This window comes from Sulfitobacter sp. SH22 (genome assembly GCF_965641905.1).
Taxonomy (GTDB): Bacteria; Pseudomonadota; Alphaproteobacteria; order Rhodobacterales; family Rhodobacteraceae; genus Sulfitobacter.
Window position 1 is genome coordinate 3095745 of the sequence record NZ_OZ282573.1, and the last position, 17350, is coordinate 3113094.

Below are 17350 nucleotides of genomic sequence, written 5' to 3' on the forward strand. Positions count from 1 at the left end.
AAAGCGCCCCTTGAAGGGGGCGCTTTGGAGAAATCATGCTGGAGGCGTTTAGGAAACGTCGAACTCAAGCTCTTTGACCTGGGTGAACAGGCCTGTGTCTTGCAATTGCTTGATCACGGCTGGAGATACAGCGTCATCGATGTAGAGCAGCGCAATCGCCTCGCCTTTGGCAGCCGAGCGGCCCAAGGTAAAGTTCGCGATGTTCACACCGTTGGCACCCAGGGTCTGGCCCAATGTGCCGATGATGCCGGGGACATCTTCGTTGGTGGTGTACAGCATGTGCGCGCCGATTTCGGCGTCGATGTTGATGCCTTTGATCTGGATGAAACGTGGCTTCCCGTCCGAGAACACGGTGCCCGCGATGGAGCGTTCGCGCTTTTCGGTCACGACCGTCACCTTGACATAGCCGTCGAACACGCCGGATTTGTCCTGGTTTGTGGTGCTGATCTGGATGCCTTTTTCACGGGCAACCACAGGTGCGCTGACCATGTTCACATCGGGGTTCGCGCGTTTCATGATGCCTGCAACAACCGCGCAGTTCAGCGCGTTCAGGTTCATTTCAGATACCTGACCGTCGTACAGGATGTTGATCGCCTTGATCGGCTCGTCCGTCATCTGGCCGATAAACGCGCCAAGGTGGCCGGACAAAGTGATCCATGGGCCCATGACTTTGGCTTCTTCAGCTGTAACCGATGGCATGTTCAAGGCGTTGGAAACAGCGCCTGTCAGTAGGTAATCGGACATCTGTTCGGCGACTTGCAGGGCCACGTTTTCCTGAGCTTCGGTCGTGGCGGCACCAAGGTGTGGGGTGCAGACCACGTTTGGCAGACCGAACAAAACGTTTTCGGTTGCGGGTTCTACTTTGAACACGTCAAAGGCAGCACCAGCGACATGGCCGGATTTCAACGCTTCGGCCAGGGCTTCTTCGTCTACCAGACCACCGCGGGCACAGTTGATGATGCGCACGCCTTTTTTGGTCTTGGCCAGGGCTTCCTTGGACAGGATGTTGGCGGTTTGATCGGTATAGGGGACGTGCAGCGTGATGAAATCAGCGCGGGCCAGCAATTCGTCAAGCTCGACCTTTTCGACGCCCATTTTCTTGGCTTTTTCTTCGCCAAGGAAGGGATCATAGGCGACGACTTTCATCTTCAGCCCGCGCGCACGGTCGCACACGATGCCACCGATGTTGCCCGCACCAATGACGCCAAGGGTTTTGCCTGTCAGCTCGACGCCCATGAACTTGGACTTTTCCCATTTACCGGCGTGGGTCGATGCAGAGGCTTCGGGGATTTGACGGGCCACGGCGAACATCATCGCGATGGCGTGTTCGGCGGTGGTGATCATGTTGCCGAAAGGCGTGTTCATGACGATCACACCTTTTTTCGATGCGGCGTCTTTGTCGATGTTGTCTGTACCGATACCGGCGCGGGCGATAACCTTGAGGTTCTTCGCATTTGCAAGGATCGCTTCGGTCACTTTGGTCGCCGAGCGGATGGCAAGGCCATCGTAGTCGCCGATGATGGCGGCCAGTTTTTCTTTGTCCTTGCCCAGATCAGGCTGGAAATCGACCTCGATGCCACGGTCTTTGAAGATTTGAACGGCGGCTTCGGACAGGCTGTCGGAAATGAGAACTTTGGGGGCCATGTTTGGCGCTCCTTTTTTAAATAGAAGGGGGGTGTGGGTTGGCACCCACCCTACGCGCGGCGCAGGGCGGGGAACCCGGAATTATGCGTTGATTTCGGACTCAAACGCCCAAGCAAGCCACGGCAGCATTGCCTCGATATCCGAGGTTTCAACCGTGCCGCCGCACCAGATGCGCAGGCCCGGAGGGGCATCGCGGTAGGCACCAACGTCCAGTGCTACATCTTCGTCGGCCAGGCGTTTTGCAACGGCTTTGGCGAAGGCAGCGCCATCAGCGATACGGTCATCTGTGAACTTGAGGCAGACAGATGTGTTGGACCGTGTCGCGGGATCGGTGGCAAGGAAATCGATCCAGTCGTGGTCTTGCACAAACTCGGCAATCGCGGCGGTGTTGGCATCGGCGCGACCGATAAGGCCTTGCAGGCCGCCAACAGATTTCGCCCAGTCCAGCGCCAGCAAGTAATCTTCGACACACAGCATGGAAGGCGTGTTGATGGTTTCACCCTTGAAAATGCCGTCGATCAGCTTGCCACCTTTGGTGAGGCGGAAAATCTTGGGCAGGGGCCATGCAGGCGTGTAGTTTTCGAGCCGTTCAACCGCGCGCGGGCTGAGGATCAGCATGCCATGCGCCGCTTCGCCGCCGAGCACTTTTTGCCAGCTGAAGGTGGTCACATCCAGCTTGTCCCAGGGCAGGTCCATCGCGAAGGCGGCAGAGGTCGCGTCGCACAGGGTCAGGCCCTTGCGATCGGCGGGGATCACATCACCGGTCGGAACGCGCACACCGGATGTGGTGCCGTTCCAGGTAAAGCATACGTCGTTGTCATAGTTGAGCGACGCCATATCCACGATCTGGCCGTAGTCGGCAGTGTGGACGGCATGTTCGATTTTCAGCTGTTTGACGGCATCAGTGACCCAGCCAGCGCCGAATGATTCCCAGGCGACCATTTCAGCGGGGCGTTCGCCCAGCATGGTCCACATGGCCATCTCGTAAGCGCCGGTATCGGAGGCGGGCACGATGCCGATTTTGTAATCCGCAGGCACGCCGAGAATCTCGCGCGTTGTCTCGATCGCGGCAAGCAGCTTGGCTTTGCCCGGTGCAGCACGGTGGCTGCGGCCCAATGGCGCGCTTGCAAGCTTGGTCAGATCATATGCGGGGGGTTTGGCGCAGGGGCCGGAGGAAAAACGCGGATTCGTTGGTCGCGTGGTAGGTACTGTAATAGCCATTTAGCTACCCTTTCAGATAAGCGCCCTTCGTTGGGGAAGGGTGTCCCATCGCTGCATCTAGAGGTGCGGACGGTCTGGCACAAGCCGGAAAATATCGCTAGAACGCCGCTTGATTGGCTTTTTACGACAGCTCTGACGCGGATCGGAAACTCGACGATGCATAGTGTGACTTTGTTAACCTCTCCTCAAAGACCAAAGCTGGAGGCTGCGTTGGTCGATAGCCTGCGCAATGCCTGGGGCGGCGGGGACGCGATCTGGCTGGCCCCCGACGAGGCCGCGACATTCAATATGATGCGAATGCCGGGGAACCGCTGGGATATCTGGGCCGAATGTCAGGGTATGGGTGTTGATTTGATCATTGTGCCAGCGAGTGGGCGGCGCAAAAAAATGCTGTTGGCCGATATGGACAGCACGATGATCCAGCAGGAATGTATCGACGAATTGGCAGATGAGGCGGGCGTGGGCGCGCGGGTCAAGGATATCACAGCGCGTGCCATGAACGGCGAGCTGGATTTCGAGGGGGCATTGCGTGAGCGGGTTGGCCTGCTTGCCGGTCTGGAAGAAGCCGTGATCGGCCGCGTTCTGGAGCAGCGGATCACTTATATGCCGGGCGGGCGGGCCCTTTTGGCGACGATGAAGGCGAACGGCGCTTATGCGGCGCTTGTTTCGGGCGGTTTCACGGCGTTCACGTCATCGGTGGCCAAGGCGTTGGGGTTTGACGAGAACCGGGCGAATACGCTGCTGGTCAGTGAAGGCAAACTGACGGGTGAGGTTGCTGAGCCAATTCTGGGCAAGCAAGCCAAGGTCGACGCGTTGGACGACATCACGAAACGGCTTGGCCTGGCAGAAGCGGATGTGCTGGCTGTTGGCGATGGTGCCAATGATCTGGGCATGTTGCACCGCGCGGGTATGGGTGTTGCGTTGCATGCCAAACCGGTGGTGGCCGCGGAATGTGATGTCCGGGTCAACTTTGGTGACCTGACGGCGCTGCTGTATGTGCAGGGCTATGCCAAGAACGAGTTTGTCGTTTAGGCGGAGAGGTGCATGGGGCGCTGCCCCATACCCCGGGATTCTTAACCATTTGGAAATGGGGCACCGCGTGTTTTAAGCGAAGGTTGCGGCGGGTTTAATGCTGCCAGTAATAATGCCGCGGCGGTTTTCGATTGGTGCATTGCGGTATTTCAGCGCCTCTGGGTGGTTGGGGTCGAGGGCCCCAAGTTTCACCAGAATTGAGGCGATGGCGCAGTTCGAGGCCCGCACAGTGCCGCAGGACGCTTTGAGGGCAACGCCAAGTTTTTGTTCGGGCAGGATCGCGATGAAGAACCCTTCTGCGCCTGTTTTTATTGCCACTTTGCCGTTCATCGCCCGCATGAGATCTGTGCAAGCGCGGGTTTCACCGGCGACGAGTTCGGGGTGCAAGCGCATCGCCTGATGCAGTCTTGCCTCGGCCGAGCCATCGGGGGCTGCTGCGAAATGCGCCATCGCGCGGGCCATGCCGTGCAATGTGGTCGCGAAATTCGGCACGGAGCAACCGTCGATCCCGTATCCGAAGGAGGTCAGGTCTGTGACACCTTCGAATGCCTCGAGGCAGGCCTTTTGTACGGGGTGGTCGGGTTTTTCATAATCCGCATCGCCGCCGAGATGTTTGTTCAACGTCAGGAAGCCTGCATGTTTGCCCGAGCATTCATGATGAATTTGGCAGGGCTTTTCATCGGCGCGGATCAGGGCGTCGCGTGCATCCATGTCGCCTGGAACGGCGGAGCCGCAACGAAAATCGCTGTCGCCAAGGCCCATGGTATCAAGCCATTTCCCGATGATCCCCGTGTGAAGGCTGGCGGCCTGATGTGAGGCGCAAGCAAGCGCAAGATGTTGGGGCCCCAGGCCCATCGCATCCGCAGCGCCAGAGCGCACCAGAGGCAGAGCCTGTATCATTTTGGCGGATGACCGCGGGAGGATGACGGCCTCGGGATTTCCCCAGGCGTGGACGATCTGGCCCTTTTCATCGCACACAACCGCATGGCCCGAATGCACGCTTTCAAGGAAGGTGCCGCGCCAGATTTCTGCAAAGGGGGCCGGTTGTGTCATCTTTCATCCTTTTGTTGGGCGAATTCCTGCCAATCAGGGTTTCGCAGGTCGCCTGTTTGGCGTTAATATGCTTGTTGTCGAGAGAAATACAGTTCCTTTAAAGAGCGCCTCCCGAAAGGCTGCCGGTGGAGTTGATGGAAATGTTGAGGATAATGGCGGCTGGAGGCCTAGGTAGATGATGAAGTTAAGAACAATTGGTTTGGCCGCAGCCCTTGCGGGGTTCGCTGCGGGTGGCGCGATGGCGCAATCGCAAAGCACTAATCGTGTTGCTGCGGAAACCGATTGGAGCGTTTTCGTCGAAGACAATCCGACCGAATGCTGGGGTGTTTCAACGCCCAAGGAAATGGTGAATTCGCGGGACGGGCGCGTTGTTGCTGTGAACCGTGGCCAGACATTGCTGATGGTTTTTTACCGCCCCAGTGCGGGGGCCAAGGGTCAGGTTGCATTCACAGGCGGTTATCCCTTTGCATCTGGATCGACCGTAAACATGGATATCAGCGGCACCACGTTTGAATTGTTCACCGAAGGTGAATGGGCGTGGCCTGCAACCCCCGAGGATGACAACAAGATCATCACTGCGATGAAGCGGGGGGCGAGCGCCATCATGACGGCCCGTTCCGGTCGCGGCACACAGACCAAAGACACATTTTCATTGCTGGGCTTTACCGCAGCTGTTGAAGACGCGGCAAAGCGCTGCGGCGGCTAGGCTTTGGGCGATATCTTAGAGGGCCTCGCCAGTGGCGGGGCTTTTTTCATTTAGATCTGGGCGCGAATGCCTATATAGACCGCTGAAACACCCACATCCCGGAGAATCCCAATGTCTGCGACCGCGCCGATCACTCAAGATGTCATGACCATTCCGCGCAAATTGCCGGAGGGGCCGATCAACCTTGTCGGTTTGACGCGTGACGCGATGCGGGATGTCTTGATCGCCCATGGCACGCCGGAAAAGCAGGCCAAGATGCGGGTCGGCCAGATTTGGCAGTGGATTTATCAATGGGGCACGCGTGATTTTGCGGATATGACCAACCTGTCCAAGACATTTCGCGCGGAACTGGCTGAGAAATTCGTGATTGCCGTGCCTGAGGTTGTGACCAAGCAGGTGTCAGAAGACGGCACACGCAAATATCTGGTGCGCATTGCTGGCGGTCACGAGGTCGAGGTGGTGTACATCCCTGAAGAAGGGCGCGGGACATTGTGCGTGAGTTCTCAGGTCGGGTGCACGTTGACCTGTTCGTTCTGTCACACGGGCACGCAGAAACTGGTGCGCAATCTGACCGCAGCCGAGATTATCGGTCAGGTTATGGTCGCGCGGGATGATCTGGGAGAATGGCCGGTTCCCGGTACGATCACCGAGGCACCGCGCCTGTTGTCGAACATCGTTTTGATGGGCATGGGCGAGCCGCTCTATAACTTTGAGAACGTGCGCGACGCGATGAAAATTGCGATGGACCCCGAAGGGATCCAGCTATCACGCCGCCGCATTACCTTGTCCACGTCTGGCGTTGTGCCGGAAATTGCGCGTACGGCGCAGGAAATCGGTTGCCAGCTGGCCATATCATTTCATGCCACAACAGACGAAGTGCGCGACAAGCTGGTGCCGATCAACAAACGCTGGAATATTGCCGAACTGGTCGAGGCGCTGCGGGCCTATCCAAAGGTCAGCAATTCAGAGCGGATCACCTTTGAATATGTGATGCTGGACGGGGTGAATGACAGCGATGCGGACGCCTATCGGCTGATCGAGCTGATCCGGGGCATCCCGGCCAAGATCAACCTGATCCCGTTCAATGAATGGCCCGGCGCGCCTTACAAGCGGTCGTCGAACAATCGCATTCGTGCATTTTCAGAGATTGTTTACAAAGCGGGCTATGCATCCCCGGTGCGCAAACCACGCGGCGAGGATATCATGGCGGCTTGCGGGCAGCTGAAATCAGCGACCGAACGCGCGCGCAAATCGCGCAAGCAGATCGAAGCAGACGCAGGCCTTTAAGGACCCGCGCCCCCTTAAACACGGGTTTAAATCCACTCTGGCGCTGGGATGTCGCGCCAGAGAAGCACCGTGGTTGGCGAAAATTGTTTAAATTCAGGGGGTGGCAAATTAAGGCAAAGACGTCCTGAAATGACCTTTGGCCTGCCACAGTTCGGCGGAACTTAAGACATCATCCCCCAAGATATTGTTTCCATCGACAACACAATTAGGAGCAATATCCAATGTCTGTTATCATTAAGAGCGACGCCTTCCTGACTGCCGAGGTTATGACCCTGGTCACCAATGAACGTGAACGCGCCTTGTCTGTTCGCGAATGGAAGCACCGTCTGGCCGGTTATGGCTACAGCGTGCGTGATACGGAAAACGGTCACGTGCTTGAGACCCTTCCGCATCACGTCGAAGTATGTACGTTGCCCGCCGAGCTGTGCGCCTGAACGATACCGCTTGGTCTTGTGAAATCACCTGCCGGGCAAAGAATCCCGTGCCGGTGCCGTTTCCCAGTTATCAATCACGTGCATCGCTTCGTCAGCGGACTCAACAAACCTAAACAGGTCAAGATCTTCGACTGAGATGGTACCGGCATCTGCCAGCGCTTCCCAGTTTATGATTTTTTCCCAGAAGGCACGCCCAAACAGCAAAAACGGCACCCGCGACATGCGGCCGGTTTGAATGAGGGTCAATGCTTCGAATGTTTCATCCATGGTGCCAAAGCCCCCTGGAAACACACAAATTGCACGCGCCCGCATCAGGAAATGCATTTTGCGGATCGCGAAATAGTGGAAGTTGAAACACAGCTCTGGCGTGACATATGCGTTCGGGGCCTGTTCAAACGGAAGCACGATGTTCAATCCGATGGAACGCCCGCCCGCGTCCACGGCACCGTGGTTACCGGCCTCCATCACGCCGGGGCCGCCGCCGGTCACGATGACGTTTTCGCGGCCGCCTGTTTCTACCGATTTCAACGTCATCAGGCGCGCAAATTCACGCGCTTCTTCATAGAAATGCGACAGCTCGGCCAATGTCTTGGTCCGCGCCTTGTCTTTATCTGCCGGTTTGGGGATGCGTGCGCCGCCAAACAGCACGATCGTTGATGTGATGCCATGCGCATCCAGCCCCATTTCTGGCTTGAGCAGTTCCAACTGCAACCGGACCGGACGCAAGGCATCGTGGCCCATAAATTCCTGGTCGGTAAACGCCAGCCGATAGGCCGGCGCGCGGGTTTGTGGTGTGTCCGGGACTTCCCTGGCCTTGGCGCTGTCAGCAACGGCATCGCGCAGGGGGTGGCGTGTCTGTTCGGTCATCAAATTCTCCGGTTTGATCCTTGTCGCTAACATGCCCGCGTTCTACGCAAATGACCACGCCAGCCGTTATGATTGCGCGCACAACCTGACGAGGGTATAGCCATGCGCAACACCTGACCCCATATTCCGGAGCCAACCATATGTCTAATGCACAACTTGAAACCGCAATCGAAGCTGCGTGGGATGCCCGCGACACGATCACTTCTGCCACCAAAGGTGAACAGCGTGACGCCATCGAGGCCACATTGGCCGCATTGGACAGCGGCAAACTGCGGGTTGCTGAAAAGCGCGAAAATGGCGATTGGCATGTAAACCAATGGGCCAAAAAGGCGGTTCTGCTGGGTTTCCGCATTAAAGACATGGAACATCAGACTGGCGGCCCGCAGGGTGCCGGCTGGTGGGACAAGGTCGATAGCAAGTTCAAAGGCTGGGGCGACGACGAATGGAAAACAGCCGGTTTCCGCGCTGTGCCCAACTGCGTTGTGCGCAAATCGGCCTATATCGCGCCGGGCGTCGTGTTGATGCCATCCTTTGTGAACATCGGTGCCTATGTCGACAGCGGTACAATGGTTGATACATGGGCGACAGTCGGGTCCTGCGCGCAGATCGGCAAGAACGTTCACCTGTCCGGCGGTGTGGGTATCGGTGGCGTGCTGGAACCCATGCAGGCGGGCCCGACAATCATCGAGGACAACTGCTTTATCGGGGCGCGGTCCGAGGTGGTCGAGGGGTGTATCGTACGCGAAGGGTCCGTGCTGGGCATGGGCGTTTTCATCGGCCAGTCGACCAAGATTCTTGATCGTGACACCGGCGAAGTCATGTATGGCGAAGTTCCTGCCGGTTCGGTTGTTGTTGCAGGGTCGATGCCATCAAAGAATGGCGTGAACCTGTACTGTGCCGTGATCGTCAAGCGCGTGGATGAACGGACCCGTTCGAAAACGTCGATCAACGAACTGTTGCGCGACTAACGCGGAACAAAATGGTGCCTTTGGCGGTTAGACTGCCAAAGCGCATATAAAGGAAAGCACTTATGGGACTGGGATTGATCGGATCGATTTTCGTCGGTGGTCTTGCGGGCTGGATTGCCAGCATGATCATGAAGGCGAATACCGGAATATTTTCGAACATCGGTTTGGGGATCATCGGTGCTGTGGTGCTGAACTTCATTCTTGGGCTGCTCGACATCTATGCCGCTGACGCTTGGTTGACCCAACTTTTTGTGGGTTTGGTCGGCGCATGTCTGGTGATCTGGGTCTGGCGCGCGCTGCGCGGCCGCAGCTGACCCTTTTCAGACGCTTCAGAACACGATAGGGCTGCCGCATCTCATTGCGGTGGCCCTTTTTATGTCTGACCAGAAGAAACCCAAAAAACCCTCACGCCAGCAGGTCTATACCTTGCTGGTCGAAATCGGGCGCAAAGAAGGTGACGGATTGCCGGACAAGGCGACGGGTGCCGCGCTGATGTGCTTTGCCTCTGGCATAGACGAGGCCGAAGCCGTGCGTGAAACCGTCGCGATCCTGAAACAGGCCGATACAAACCCGCTGGATGTGACCGGCTATGGCACATTGGCTGAACGCGAGGCCGAGGGCCACGAGATCGACGAAGAAGAACGCGCCTTGATGGCACGGGCTTTGGACGAGAACTCGGTCATTATTGCGCAGATGACGCCGTTTTTCGACTGATCAGGCGGCGCGGCGGCTGGCGAGTGTGATTGCCTCGAACCACTTTAGGACAGGATGCGCCGGCTGACCGTGTTCGGGCAGCAGGTTGCGGTCGAAACCGGCCAGAACGCTGCTGGCCATGTGCACAGGCTGGCGGCGCAGGCGACCGATATAGAGGCTTTCCGCAGGGGCACCTGCCGCGAGCATCGTTTCATGGGCGGGCAGCAACAGTTGCGAATAGGTGATCGTGGGCCCGCAGGTTTCTTGCAAGGCAGCAAACCCGTTGACCAGATGGCGTGCGGGGATCAGCACAGCCTCTTTGGCGAAAAGATACTCGACCTCTGGCCCATCGATAACAAGCCGCTGGTCGGGGGCAACGACGATATCCTGTTGCAAGCCGAAATAGGGCGCGCGTAACCGGATAGGGGCATAGCTGCCGCGCGCCGGGACCGTTCTGGAAACGGTTTCCAGCACAGGCACTACGCCTGAATCCTGCGTCATCACGGTGTCACCGCGTTTGAGCTGCGACAGCGGCTTGAACCCCCAAGGCGTCGCAAGCGGCGTTGATGGCAAAAGCGATGGCATCGGGCCGATCGGTTCGACCCTGCTGGAAAGTGCTGCAAAGATCACATCGGATGAAAACGTCTGATCGCCACGGCCCAGCATCATATTGCGCAGGTCTTCGATCGAGATCGGTTTAGGGTTGCAAACAGGCACCGTTACGACGCGATTGCTTTCGGGGTGTTCCATGGCAAGGCGGCCCCATTTCGCGGTGCTGTCCCACGAATAGGTAATGCGCAGCACTTCATTCCGGCCACTGTCTTTGTGCTGGATTGCGGCATGGGTGATATCGTTGCCCTGCACCTGCACCAAGGCGACACCACCGCCCGGAATCGCCTGAAATGTCAGGCTGCGAAGCCATGGGAATGTCGACTTGTACCCCAGCAAAAGCTGCGGCCTGCCATCGGGGGCCTGCCGCGTTTCGAACATGATACTGCCGCTGGTCAGCAGGTCGTCATCTTGGGTGCCGCACACTGGGGCATCCCGTTTGTCGTGGCCGATCCCGAAGCAGGAAAACCGGCGGTCGTCTTTATCTGCCAATGCGATCCAGGTCATCGGTCAGGCCACCATGCCGGAACAAAGAATGCCGGCCTCGAACCGTTTCAACGTCCTGCGCGCCGCCTGAGAATATCCCTGCCCCGTTTTAGGGTCGATTTCGGGGAAGATCGCACAGATTTCCGCAATTGTTTCGGCCTCAAAGCTTTCACAGGTTTGCGGGCCGGGCAAATAGCTTTCGGTTTCCAGACCCTCTGAAAAGACCACCTGATGACGGTCAAACATCAGATGTACGTATTCGACCTGCCCTCCTTCGCGGCGTGTGACGGTGGCGTCATTGACCAGATCTCGGGCGGCGACCAGCACTTCGGCCTCGCCAAACAGTATTTCGGCCAGATTATCCCGGATCAAAACCCGGTGCAGCGGCGATACCAGCAGATCACGATGTTCACCAAAAGTATTGGCATGAATATGGATCGGCGCGAATTTCCCCGTGGCGGCAACTGTGCGCGTCCCGATCCAGCGCAAGGGTTGCGGGCCGTCATCCTGGGTCAATACCAGATCGCCAGGCATCAAGTCTTCGGCTGGACGTTCGCCATCGGGTGTCGCAATCAACGTGCCCGCCACAAAGCAGGGAATGGAACTGGCATTGACCATGCCAATATCTGTTTCGACGCCATCTGTGACCGTATAGGTAAAGTTGAAATCTTCGGTGTCACCGTCCCCGTCAACGGTCAAGGTTCCATCGCTGTTAAGGGTAACAGACTGGCCCGTGGGCAGCAGGATTTGCGCGCCGACAGCCGCGACCTGCCCGTTGATATGGGTGATCGTCAGCAAGCTGTTGTTGGCGCTGACATCATTGCCAAGCACATCAACGACTCTGGTTCCGTTCGGGTACACCGCGAAGCTGTCCGTCAGGGCGACCAGATCCGTCTGGACCGAATTGGCCGCGATCATCAGGTTTGAATCATATCCCGAGTCGCTGACATCGGCGATGGCGATCCGGATGGAGTTGGTCTCGTTGGGGATGACATTCATGGTCAGCGTCATCGTGATGGTAAAGCCGTCCATCTCGGTGTTGTAGGCATCGTTGGTGTTATCAACATACATGTTGATGTTGTTGGCAGTGTTAATGTTTCCGGGGTCCATGTCGCCGTCACCGACGGCCAGTTGAACTTCTTGGCCATTGATCCACACGCCAAAGAAATCCTGATAGATCGAGTTTTGGAATTCCGGATACTCTTCGGACGAGAAAACAAATTGCATCGTCATCAGGCTGCTGGTGGGTATGAAATCAACATCCAGGATCGCGGCATCGTAGGTGTTGGCACCTGCTGCGGCATTCAGCTGTGCGTTATCGTTGATGCCCGATGTATTGGTAGAGGTGCTGTTGCTTTGGTTCGAAGAGCCGAAAAAATTGGTGAAATCCTGGGCGTCGCCCGTCGACAAGATGATTCCGCTGTCGCTCGGGGCCACGCCGGGTGCGATTGTATCTGCATTTGAATAGGTGCCCGCGCTGTCGATATCGCCGGAATAGCTTGCGCTGATAACGGTGACGCCGCTGCCAAAGATGGTCTGCGCAAGATCAAGGGCGGTCGTGCCCTCGCGCATTGTCTCAATCGGAAGTTCAGATGCTGCTACCATTGCCTGTTACCCCAAAGCGTAAACGAGACAGCGCAGTTCAGCATGATCCATCACGGATTGATCCCGTGTTTGGTCAGTTTTTATTTTTGATGGATGACCCGGTTTTCCGGTGCCATGCCTGCTGATGCCCTGCCTCGGGTATATTTATTGCTCTAATGATAGCACGGAAATTTACTGAGTGTTAATCTTTTCCTTGCCATCCCCCTTGGCACCGCGCTTTTTTCGCCACAAGTGTAGGGAAATGAACAGAAAACATGTGTAGAGGATCCGAGAATGCCCAAGATTGACCCTGTCGAGTTGACTGCAAAGCTGGTGAAATGCCCTTCGGTGACACCTGCTGACGCGGGGGCGTTGGACATTCTTCACGATTTGCTAAGCGGTGCTGGCTTTGACTGTGCTTGGGCGGATCGCGGCGGCATCCGGAATCTGTTCGCGCGGTGGGGCAACAAGGGCAATACGCGCAGTTTCGGGTTTAACGGCCACACCGATGTGGTGCCCGTCGGCAACGAGGCGGATTGGAAATACCCCCCCTTTGGTGCCGAGATCAAAGACGGCATCATGTACGGGCGCGGCACAACGGATATGAAATCAGGTGTCGCGGCGTTTGCTGCGGCTGCGGTTGATTTCGTGCGTGACACGCCGCCGGACGGGTCGATCGTGCTGACCATCACCGGCGATGAAGAGGCCGAAGGCGTCGACGGGACGCTGGCGCTGCTGGATTATATGGAACAAGCGGGCGAGCGGATGGATGTCTGTCTGGTTGGCGAACCCACATGTCCCAACAAAATGGGCGAGATGATCAAGATCGGCCGCCGTGGATCACTGAACGCGCATTTCCGCATTATCGGCAAGCAAGGCCATGCTGCCTATCCGCACCGTGCCAACAATCCGCTGCCCGCGATGATGCGCCTGATGGACCAGTTGGCGTCGCACAATCTTGATAATGGGACCGACCATTTTGACCCCTCCACGCTGGCGGTGGTCACGGTTGATACCGGAAACCCTGCCACCAATGTCATTCCGGCCGAATGCCGTGGCACGGTCAATATCCGCTTTAACGATACCCATTCCGGTGCCAGCCTGACCGAATGGCTGGAAACGCAGGCTGCTGCCATTCGCGATGCGTTCGGCGTTGTTGTCGAACTAACGGTGAAAATCTCGGGGGAAAGTTTTATCACGCCTCCGGGTGCGCTGTCTGATCTGGTGTCCAGGGCGGTTGCCGCCGAAACAGGCGTGACCCCTGAACTGTCCACGACCGGGGGCACATCTGACGCGCGGTTCGTGAAAAACCACTGTCCGGTCGTCGAATTCGGCCTTGTCGGGCAATCCATGCACGCGGTCGATGAAAACGTGGAAGTCGCGCAAATTCACCAGCTCAAGGGGATTTATTCGCGGATTCTAAAGGATTATTTCGCATGAGCTTGGACATTGCCGTGACCCAGGACCTTGCCAGTTGCCATCTGTTGCGCCGGATTGTGTTCATCGAGGAACAGGGCGTTTCCGAATCCGAAGAACTGGATGATCTTGACGGGTCGTCGATCCATCTTCTTGCGACGGAACATGACCTGCCCATCGGAACGGCCCGCATGCAGATCAAGGGCGATATCGCCAAGATCGGTCGGGTTTGCGTGCTAAAGGCGCACCGTGGGACGGGGCTCGGCGCGGCGCTGATCCGCGCTGCGATTGATGTGGCACGCCAGCACTCCGGTGTCACAACCGCCAAGCTGGGCGCGCAGGTTCACGCATTGGGGTTCTATGAGAAACTGGGTTTCGTCGCGCAGGGGCCGATCTTTGACGATGCGGGCATAGATCACCGCGAAATGGTGCTGCCCCTTTGAAGGGGACGCTGGTTGTCATGGTGAAAGAGCCACGGCCGGGACGGGTGAAAACCCGTTTGGGCCGTGATCTGGGCATGACGGCTGCGGCATGGTGGTTTCGCCACCAAACCCGCCGCTTGATCCGCAACATTCAAGACCCGCGCTGGAACGTGATGCTTGCCGTTGCCCCTGATCGCGCGGGCCTTGCCAGTCGTGTCTGGCCCGCGCATCTGGCGCGCGTGCCGCAGGGCCGTGGCGATTTGGGCGACCGTATGGGGCGCATGTTGCGGGGGATGCCACCGGGGCCTGTCTGTGTGATCGGGGCGGATATCCCCGGTATCAATCGCGCGGAAATCGCGAAAGCCTTTCGTGCCTTGGGCGGTCATGATGCTGTTTTCGGGCCTGCGCCGGATGGTGGCTATTGGCTGGTTGGGTTGAAACGTATGCGCCCTGTTCCGCCCAAGCTGTTCACGGGTGTGCGTTGGTCGACGCAGCATGCGCTGGCTGATACGATCGCCACATTGCCGGATCATCGCATCACCCAAATCGCGACTTTGCAAGACGTTGATACAATCGACGATTTGCCCATGACGAAGCGGGGTGCGCGTGCTACCTCGTAATGCATGAGCAAAATACCATCCAAGCCCGAAATTCTTGATTGGATCGCCGCCAATCCGACCCTGACCGCCAAGCGTGACATCGCAAAGGCCTTCGGGATCAAAGGTGCTGCGCGTATCGATCTTAAGCGTGTGTTGAAAGAGCTGGAAGCAGACGGCCATCTGGAAAAGCGCAAACGCAGCTATAACAACCCTGACCGTTTGCCGCCTGTGTCTGTTTTGCAGATCACCGGGCCTGACAAGGACGGCGATCTGTTCGCCAAACCGATGGAATGGGCAGGCGAAGGGGTTGAACCCATTGTGCTGGTTATTCCGCGTGCCTCTGACCCGGCTTTGGGGGCAGGGGACCGCATTCTGGCCCGCCTGACGTTGGTCACGGGCGAGGATTACCATTACGAGGCACGGCTGATCCGCCGCATTGGTGCAAACCCGCAAAGGGTGCTGGGTATTTTCCGCAAGGCGACCGAAGGCGGTCGTATAATTCCCATCGACAAGGGCAGCGACAAGGAATGGACCGTCGCCGTGGATGCGACCTATGGCGCAAAAGACGGGGAATTGGTCGAGGCAGAGCAGGCGGGCCCCAAGGGCCGTATGGGCCTGCCCCGCGCGCGTATCGTGGACCGGCTTGGCGACCCGTCCGCGCCCAAAGCGGTGTCGCTGATTGCCATTCACCAGCATGGTATCCCTGATGCATTTCCCGATGATGTGATGGCGCAGGCTGACGAAGCCACGCCCGTTGGCCTGAAAGGCCGCGAGGATTTACGTGACCTTCCGTTGATCACCATCGATCCGTCGGATGCGCGTGACCATGATGATGCCTGTTACGCCCATGCCGACGAAGACCCGAAAAACGAGGGTGGTCATGTGGTCTGGGTCGCGATTGCGGACGTGGCTGCTTATGTCACGCCCGGATCTGCGCTGGACCGCGAGGCGCGCAAGCGGGGGAATTCGACCTATTTCCCCGACCGTGTTGTGCCGATGTTGCCGGATCGTTTGTCGGGTGACTTGTGTTCCTTGCACGAAGGCGTGCCACGCGCCTGTATCGCTGTGCGGATGGTGCTGGATGCCCAAGGCAAAAAGCTCGGTCACAGTTTTCATCGTGGTCTGATGCGGTCCCCCGCATCGCTGCATTACGAAGAAGTCCAGGACGCGATCGAGGGACGCCCGAATGATCGTACAGGCCCTTTGTTAGAGCCTGTACTAGAGCCTATTTATGCAGCCTACGCCGCGCTCAAGGCGGCCCGCACCGACCGTCAGCCGCTTGACCTTGATCTGCCGGAGCGGCGGATCGAGCTGGACCCTGACGGGACAGTGAAGTCGGTGAATTTCAAGGAACGGCTGGACGCACATCGGCTGATCGAAGAATTCATGGTGCTGGCAAATGTCGCCGCTGCCGAAACCCTGCTGGAGAAAAAGACCCCGCTGCTGTTTCGCATCCACGAGGAACCATCGGTCGCCAAGCTGGACGCCTTGCGCGAAACGGCACAAGCGGCGGGATACACCTTGGGCAAGGGCCAGGTGCTGCACACACGCCATCTGAACAAGCTGCTGAACGATGCGGCTGGCACGGATGATGCGGAGCTGATCAACATTTCGACCCTGCGGTCGATGACCCAAGCCTATTACGGGCCGGCACATATCGGGCATTTTGGTCTGGCACTTCGGTCTTACGCGCATTTCACGTCACCGATCCGGCGCTATGCTGATCTGCTGGTGCACCGTGCGCTGATCACCGCGCATGGCTGGGGCAAGGATGGCCTGTCACCTCAGGATATCGACGAGATCGAACAAACTGGCGCGCATATTTCGGACACCGAACGCCGGTCGATGACAGCGGAACGGGACACGACGGACCGCTATCTTGCGGCCTATCTGTCCGAACGTGTGGGCAACGAATTCTCGGGCCGGATCAGCGGTATCGCCCGGTTCGGGGCCTTTGTGAAACTGGATGAAACCGGTGCCGATGGCCTGCTGCCGATGCGGGCCTTGGGGCGGGAGTATTTCCACTTCGACGCTGAGGCGAACACGTTGATGGGGTCGGATACCGGGCTGTTGATCGGCATTGGCCAGCGCGTGACCGTGCGCCTGACTGAGGCGGTTCCCGTCACGGGCGGCATCGCGCTTGAGCTGCTGACGCTGGAAGGCAAGGCACTGCCGCAAGGCGGGCGGGGCGGTCGTGGACCTGCCGGGCGGACAAATCCGAAACGCAAAGGCGTCAAAGCCAAACGCAAGGCGGATAAGGTCAAACGCAAGGTAAAGCGGACTCGGCAGTAGCTTGCCCATGCCGCTGAAGGGACTTTCTGCTGCGCCT

The 17350-nt window shown here is 58.0% G+C and carries 17 protein-coding genes; 11 read left to right on the top strand and 6 right to left on the bottom strand.

Going from position 1 to position 17350, the window contains the following annotated elements; all coding sequences use genetic code 11:
• Nucleotides 1–48: 48 nt before the first annotated feature.
• Both serA and ACSQ13_RS17170 read right to left on the bottom strand, forming a co-directional pair.
• Nucleotides 49–1644: a phosphoglycerate dehydrogenase gene (gene serA, locus ACSQ13_RS17165; protein ID WP_295513150.1), complete on the bottom strand. Its 1596-nt coding sequence runs from the start codon at nucleotides 1642–1644 to the stop codon at nucleotides 49–51.
• Nucleotides 1645–1725: 81 nt separating this feature from the next.
• Nucleotides 1726–2865, bottom strand: coding sequence for a phosphoserine transaminase (locus ACSQ13_RS17170; RefSeq protein ID WP_295513149.1), 1140 nt, complete (start codon nucleotides 2863–2865; stop codon nucleotides 1726–1728).
• 156 nt (nucleotides 2866–3021) lie between these two features.
• Here ACSQ13_RS17170 and serB point away from each other — a divergent pair, with 156 nt between their 5' ends.
• Complete coding sequence (gene serB, locus ACSQ13_RS17175) at nucleotides 3022–3897, top strand: phosphoserine phosphatase SerB (protein ID WP_176248815.1); 876 nt, start codon at nucleotides 3022–3024, stop codon at nucleotides 3895–3897.
• Nucleotides 3898–3969: 72 nt separating this feature from the next.
• On the opposite strand, the gene ACSQ13_RS17180 is transcribed toward serB, so the two are convergent.
• Nucleotides 3970–4950, bottom strand: coding sequence for an asparaginase (locus tag ACSQ13_RS17180; RefSeq protein WP_295513147.1), 981 nt, complete (start codon nucleotides 4948–4950; stop codon nucleotides 3970–3972).
• Nucleotides 4951–5125: 175 nt separating this feature from the next.
• On the opposite strand from ACSQ13_RS17180, the gene ACSQ13_RS17185 reads away from it, so the two are divergent.
• The 3 genes from ACSQ13_RS17185 to ACSQ13_RS17195 all read left to right on the top strand — a co-directional run bounded on the left by ACSQ13_RS17185 (nucleotide 5126) and on the right by ACSQ13_RS17195 (nucleotide 7377).
• A complete protein-coding gene (locus tag ACSQ13_RS17185; RefSeq protein WP_176248817.1) occupies nucleotides 5126–5656 on the top strand; it encodes an invasion associated locus B family protein in 531 nt (176 codons plus the stop codon).
• A 111-nt stretch (nucleotides 5657–5767) separates the two neighbouring features.
• Complete coding sequence (gene rlmN, locus ACSQ13_RS17190; protein WP_176248818.1) at nucleotides 5768–6943, top strand: 23S rRNA (adenine(2503)-C(2))-methyltransferase RlmN; 1176 nt, start codon at nucleotides 5768–5770, stop codon at nucleotides 6941–6943.
• A gap of 221 nt (nucleotides 6944–7164) precedes the next feature.
• Nucleotides 7165–7377 carry a hypothetical protein gene (locus ACSQ13_RS17195; RefSeq protein ID WP_176248819.1) on the top strand — a complete coding sequence of 71 codons (213 nt, stop codon included), beginning with the start codon at nucleotides 7165–7167 and terminating at the stop codon, nucleotides 7375–7377.
• A gap of 24 nt (nucleotides 7378–7401) precedes the next feature.
• Here ACSQ13_RS17195 and ACSQ13_RS17200 read toward each other — a convergent pair whose 3' ends face one another.
• Nucleotides 7402–8244 (bottom strand): LOG family protein, encoded by an 843-nt coding sequence (locus ACSQ13_RS17200; RefSeq protein ID WP_176248820.1) that lies wholly within the window; start codon nucleotides 8242–8244, stop codon nucleotides 7402–7404.
• 140 nt (nucleotides 8245–8384) lie between these two features.
• On the opposite strand from ACSQ13_RS17200, the gene dapD reads away from it, so the two are divergent.
• The 3 genes from dapD to ACSQ13_RS17215 all read left to right on the top strand — a co-directional run bounded on the left by dapD (nucleotide 8385) and on the right by ACSQ13_RS17215 (nucleotide 9926).
• A complete protein-coding gene (gene dapD / locus ACSQ13_RS17205; RefSeq protein ID WP_176248821.1) occupies nucleotides 8385–9212 on the top strand; it encodes a 2,3,4,5-tetrahydropyridine-2,6-dicarboxylate N-succinyltransferase in 828 nt (275 codons plus the stop codon).
• 62 nt (nucleotides 9213–9274) lie between these two features.
• Entirely contained in the window at nucleotides 9275–9526 is a 252-nt protein-coding gene (locus ACSQ13_RS17210) for a GlsB/YeaQ/YmgE family stress response membrane protein (RefSeq protein ID WP_176248822.1), read from the top strand.
• Nucleotides 9527–9587: 61 nt separating this feature from the next.
• A complete protein-coding gene (locus ACSQ13_RS17215) occupies nucleotides 9588–9926 on the top strand; it encodes a hypothetical protein (protein ID WP_176248823.1) in 339 nt (112 codons plus the stop codon).
• Here the strand turns inward: ACSQ13_RS17215 and ACSQ13_RS17220 are convergent, their stop codons facing one another.
• A complete protein-coding gene (locus ACSQ13_RS17220; RefSeq protein WP_176248824.1) occupies nucleotides 9927–11021 on the bottom strand; it encodes a Hint domain-containing protein in 1095 nt (364 codons plus the stop codon).
• A 3-nt stretch (nucleotides 11022–11024) separates the two neighbouring features.
• Nucleotides 11025–12605, bottom strand: coding sequence for a Hint domain-containing protein (locus tag ACSQ13_RS17225; RefSeq protein WP_295513144.1), 1581 nt, complete (start codon nucleotides 12603–12605; stop codon nucleotides 11025–11027).
• 273 nt (nucleotides 12606–12878) lie between these two features.
• On the opposite strand from ACSQ13_RS17225, the gene dapE reads away from it, so the two are divergent.
• The 4 genes from dapE to rnr are packed head-to-tail and all read left to right on the top strand — an operon-like array spanning nucleotide 12879 to nucleotide 17313.
• Nucleotides 12879–14024, top strand: coding sequence for a succinyl-diaminopimelate desuccinylase (gene dapE, locus ACSQ13_RS17230; RefSeq protein WP_176248826.1), 1146 nt, complete (start codon nucleotides 12879–12881; stop codon nucleotides 14022–14024).
• The gene (locus tag ACSQ13_RS17235) at nucleotides 14021–14443 is read left to right on the top strand and encodes a GNAT family N-acetyltransferase (RefSeq protein WP_295513142.1); all 423 of its coding nucleotides are present in this window, start codon (nucleotides 14021–14023) and stop codon (nucleotides 14441–14443) included. Before dapE ends, ACSQ13_RS17235 begins: the two co-directional genes overlap by 4 nt.
• A complete protein-coding gene (locus ACSQ13_RS17240) occupies nucleotides 14440–15042 on the top strand; it encodes a TIGR04282 family arsenosugar biosynthesis glycosyltransferase (protein ID WP_176248828.1) in 603 nt (200 codons plus the stop codon). The genes ACSQ13_RS17235 and ACSQ13_RS17240 overlap by 4 nt, the downstream gene beginning before the upstream one ends.
• 3 nt (nucleotides 15043–15045) lie before the next feature.
• Entirely contained in the window at nucleotides 15046–17313 is a 2268-nt protein-coding gene (rnr, locus tag ACSQ13_RS17245; protein WP_295513140.1) for a ribonuclease R, read from the top strand.
• Nucleotides 17314–17350: the final 37 nt, after the last annotated feature.

Bases quoted from the DNA above. Each gene is read 5' to 3' on its own strand.
- serA (WP_295513150.1), bottom strand. From the start codon at position 1,644: ATGGCCCCCAAAGTTCTCATTTCCGACAGCCTGTCCGAAGCCGCCGTT.
- ACSQ13_RS17170 (WP_295513149.1), bottom strand. From the start codon at position 2,865: ATGGCTATTACAGTACCTACCACGCGACCAACGAATCCGCGTTTTTCC.
- serB (WP_176248815.1), top strand. From the start codon at position 3,022: ATGCATAGTGTGACTTTGTTAACCTCTCCTCAAAGACCAAAGCTGGAG.
- ACSQ13_RS17180 (WP_295513147.1), bottom strand. From the start codon at position 4,950: ATGACACAACCGGCCCCCTTTGCAGAAATCTGGCGCGGCACCTTCCTT.
- ACSQ13_RS17185 (WP_176248817.1), top strand. From the start codon at position 5,126: ATGATGAAGTTAAGAACAATTGGTTTGGCCGCAGCCCTTGCGGGGTTC.
- rlmN (WP_176248818.1), top strand. From the start codon at position 5,768: ATGTCTGCGACCGCGCCGATCACTCAAGATGTCATGACCATTCCGCGC.
- ACSQ13_RS17195 (WP_176248819.1), top strand. From the start codon at position 7,165: ATGTCTGTTATCATTAAGAGCGACGCCTTCCTGACTGCCGAGGTTATG.
- ACSQ13_RS17200 (WP_176248820.1), bottom strand. From the start codon at position 8,244: ATGACCGAACAGACACGCCACCCCCTGCGCGATGCCGTTGCTGACAGC.
- dapD (WP_176248821.1), top strand. From the start codon at position 8,385: ATGTCTAATGCACAACTTGAAACCGCAATCGAAGCTGCGTGGGATGCC.
- ACSQ13_RS17210 (WP_176248822.1), top strand. From the start codon at position 9,275: ATGGGACTGGGATTGATCGGATCGATTTTCGTCGGTGGTCTTGCGGGC.
- ACSQ13_RS17215 (WP_176248823.1), top strand. From the start codon at position 9,588: ATGTCTGACCAGAAGAAACCCAAAAAACCCTCACGCCAGCAGGTCTAT.
- ACSQ13_RS17220 (WP_176248824.1), bottom strand. From the start codon at position 11,021: ATGACCTGGATCGCATTGGCAGATAAAGACGACCGCCGGTTTTCCTGC.
- ACSQ13_RS17225 (WP_295513144.1), bottom strand. From the start codon at position 12,605: ATGGTAGCAGCATCTGAACTTCCGATTGAGACAATGCGCGAGGGCACG.
- dapE (WP_176248826.1), top strand. From the start codon at position 12,879: ATGCCCAAGATTGACCCTGTCGAGTTGACTGCAAAGCTGGTGAAATGC.
- ACSQ13_RS17235 (WP_295513142.1), top strand. From the start codon at position 14,021: ATGAGCTTGGACATTGCCGTGACCCAGGACCTTGCCAGTTGCCATCTG.
- rnr (WP_295513140.1), top strand. From the start codon at position 15,046: ATGAGCAAAATACCATCCAAGCCCGAAATTCTTGATTGGATCGCCGCC.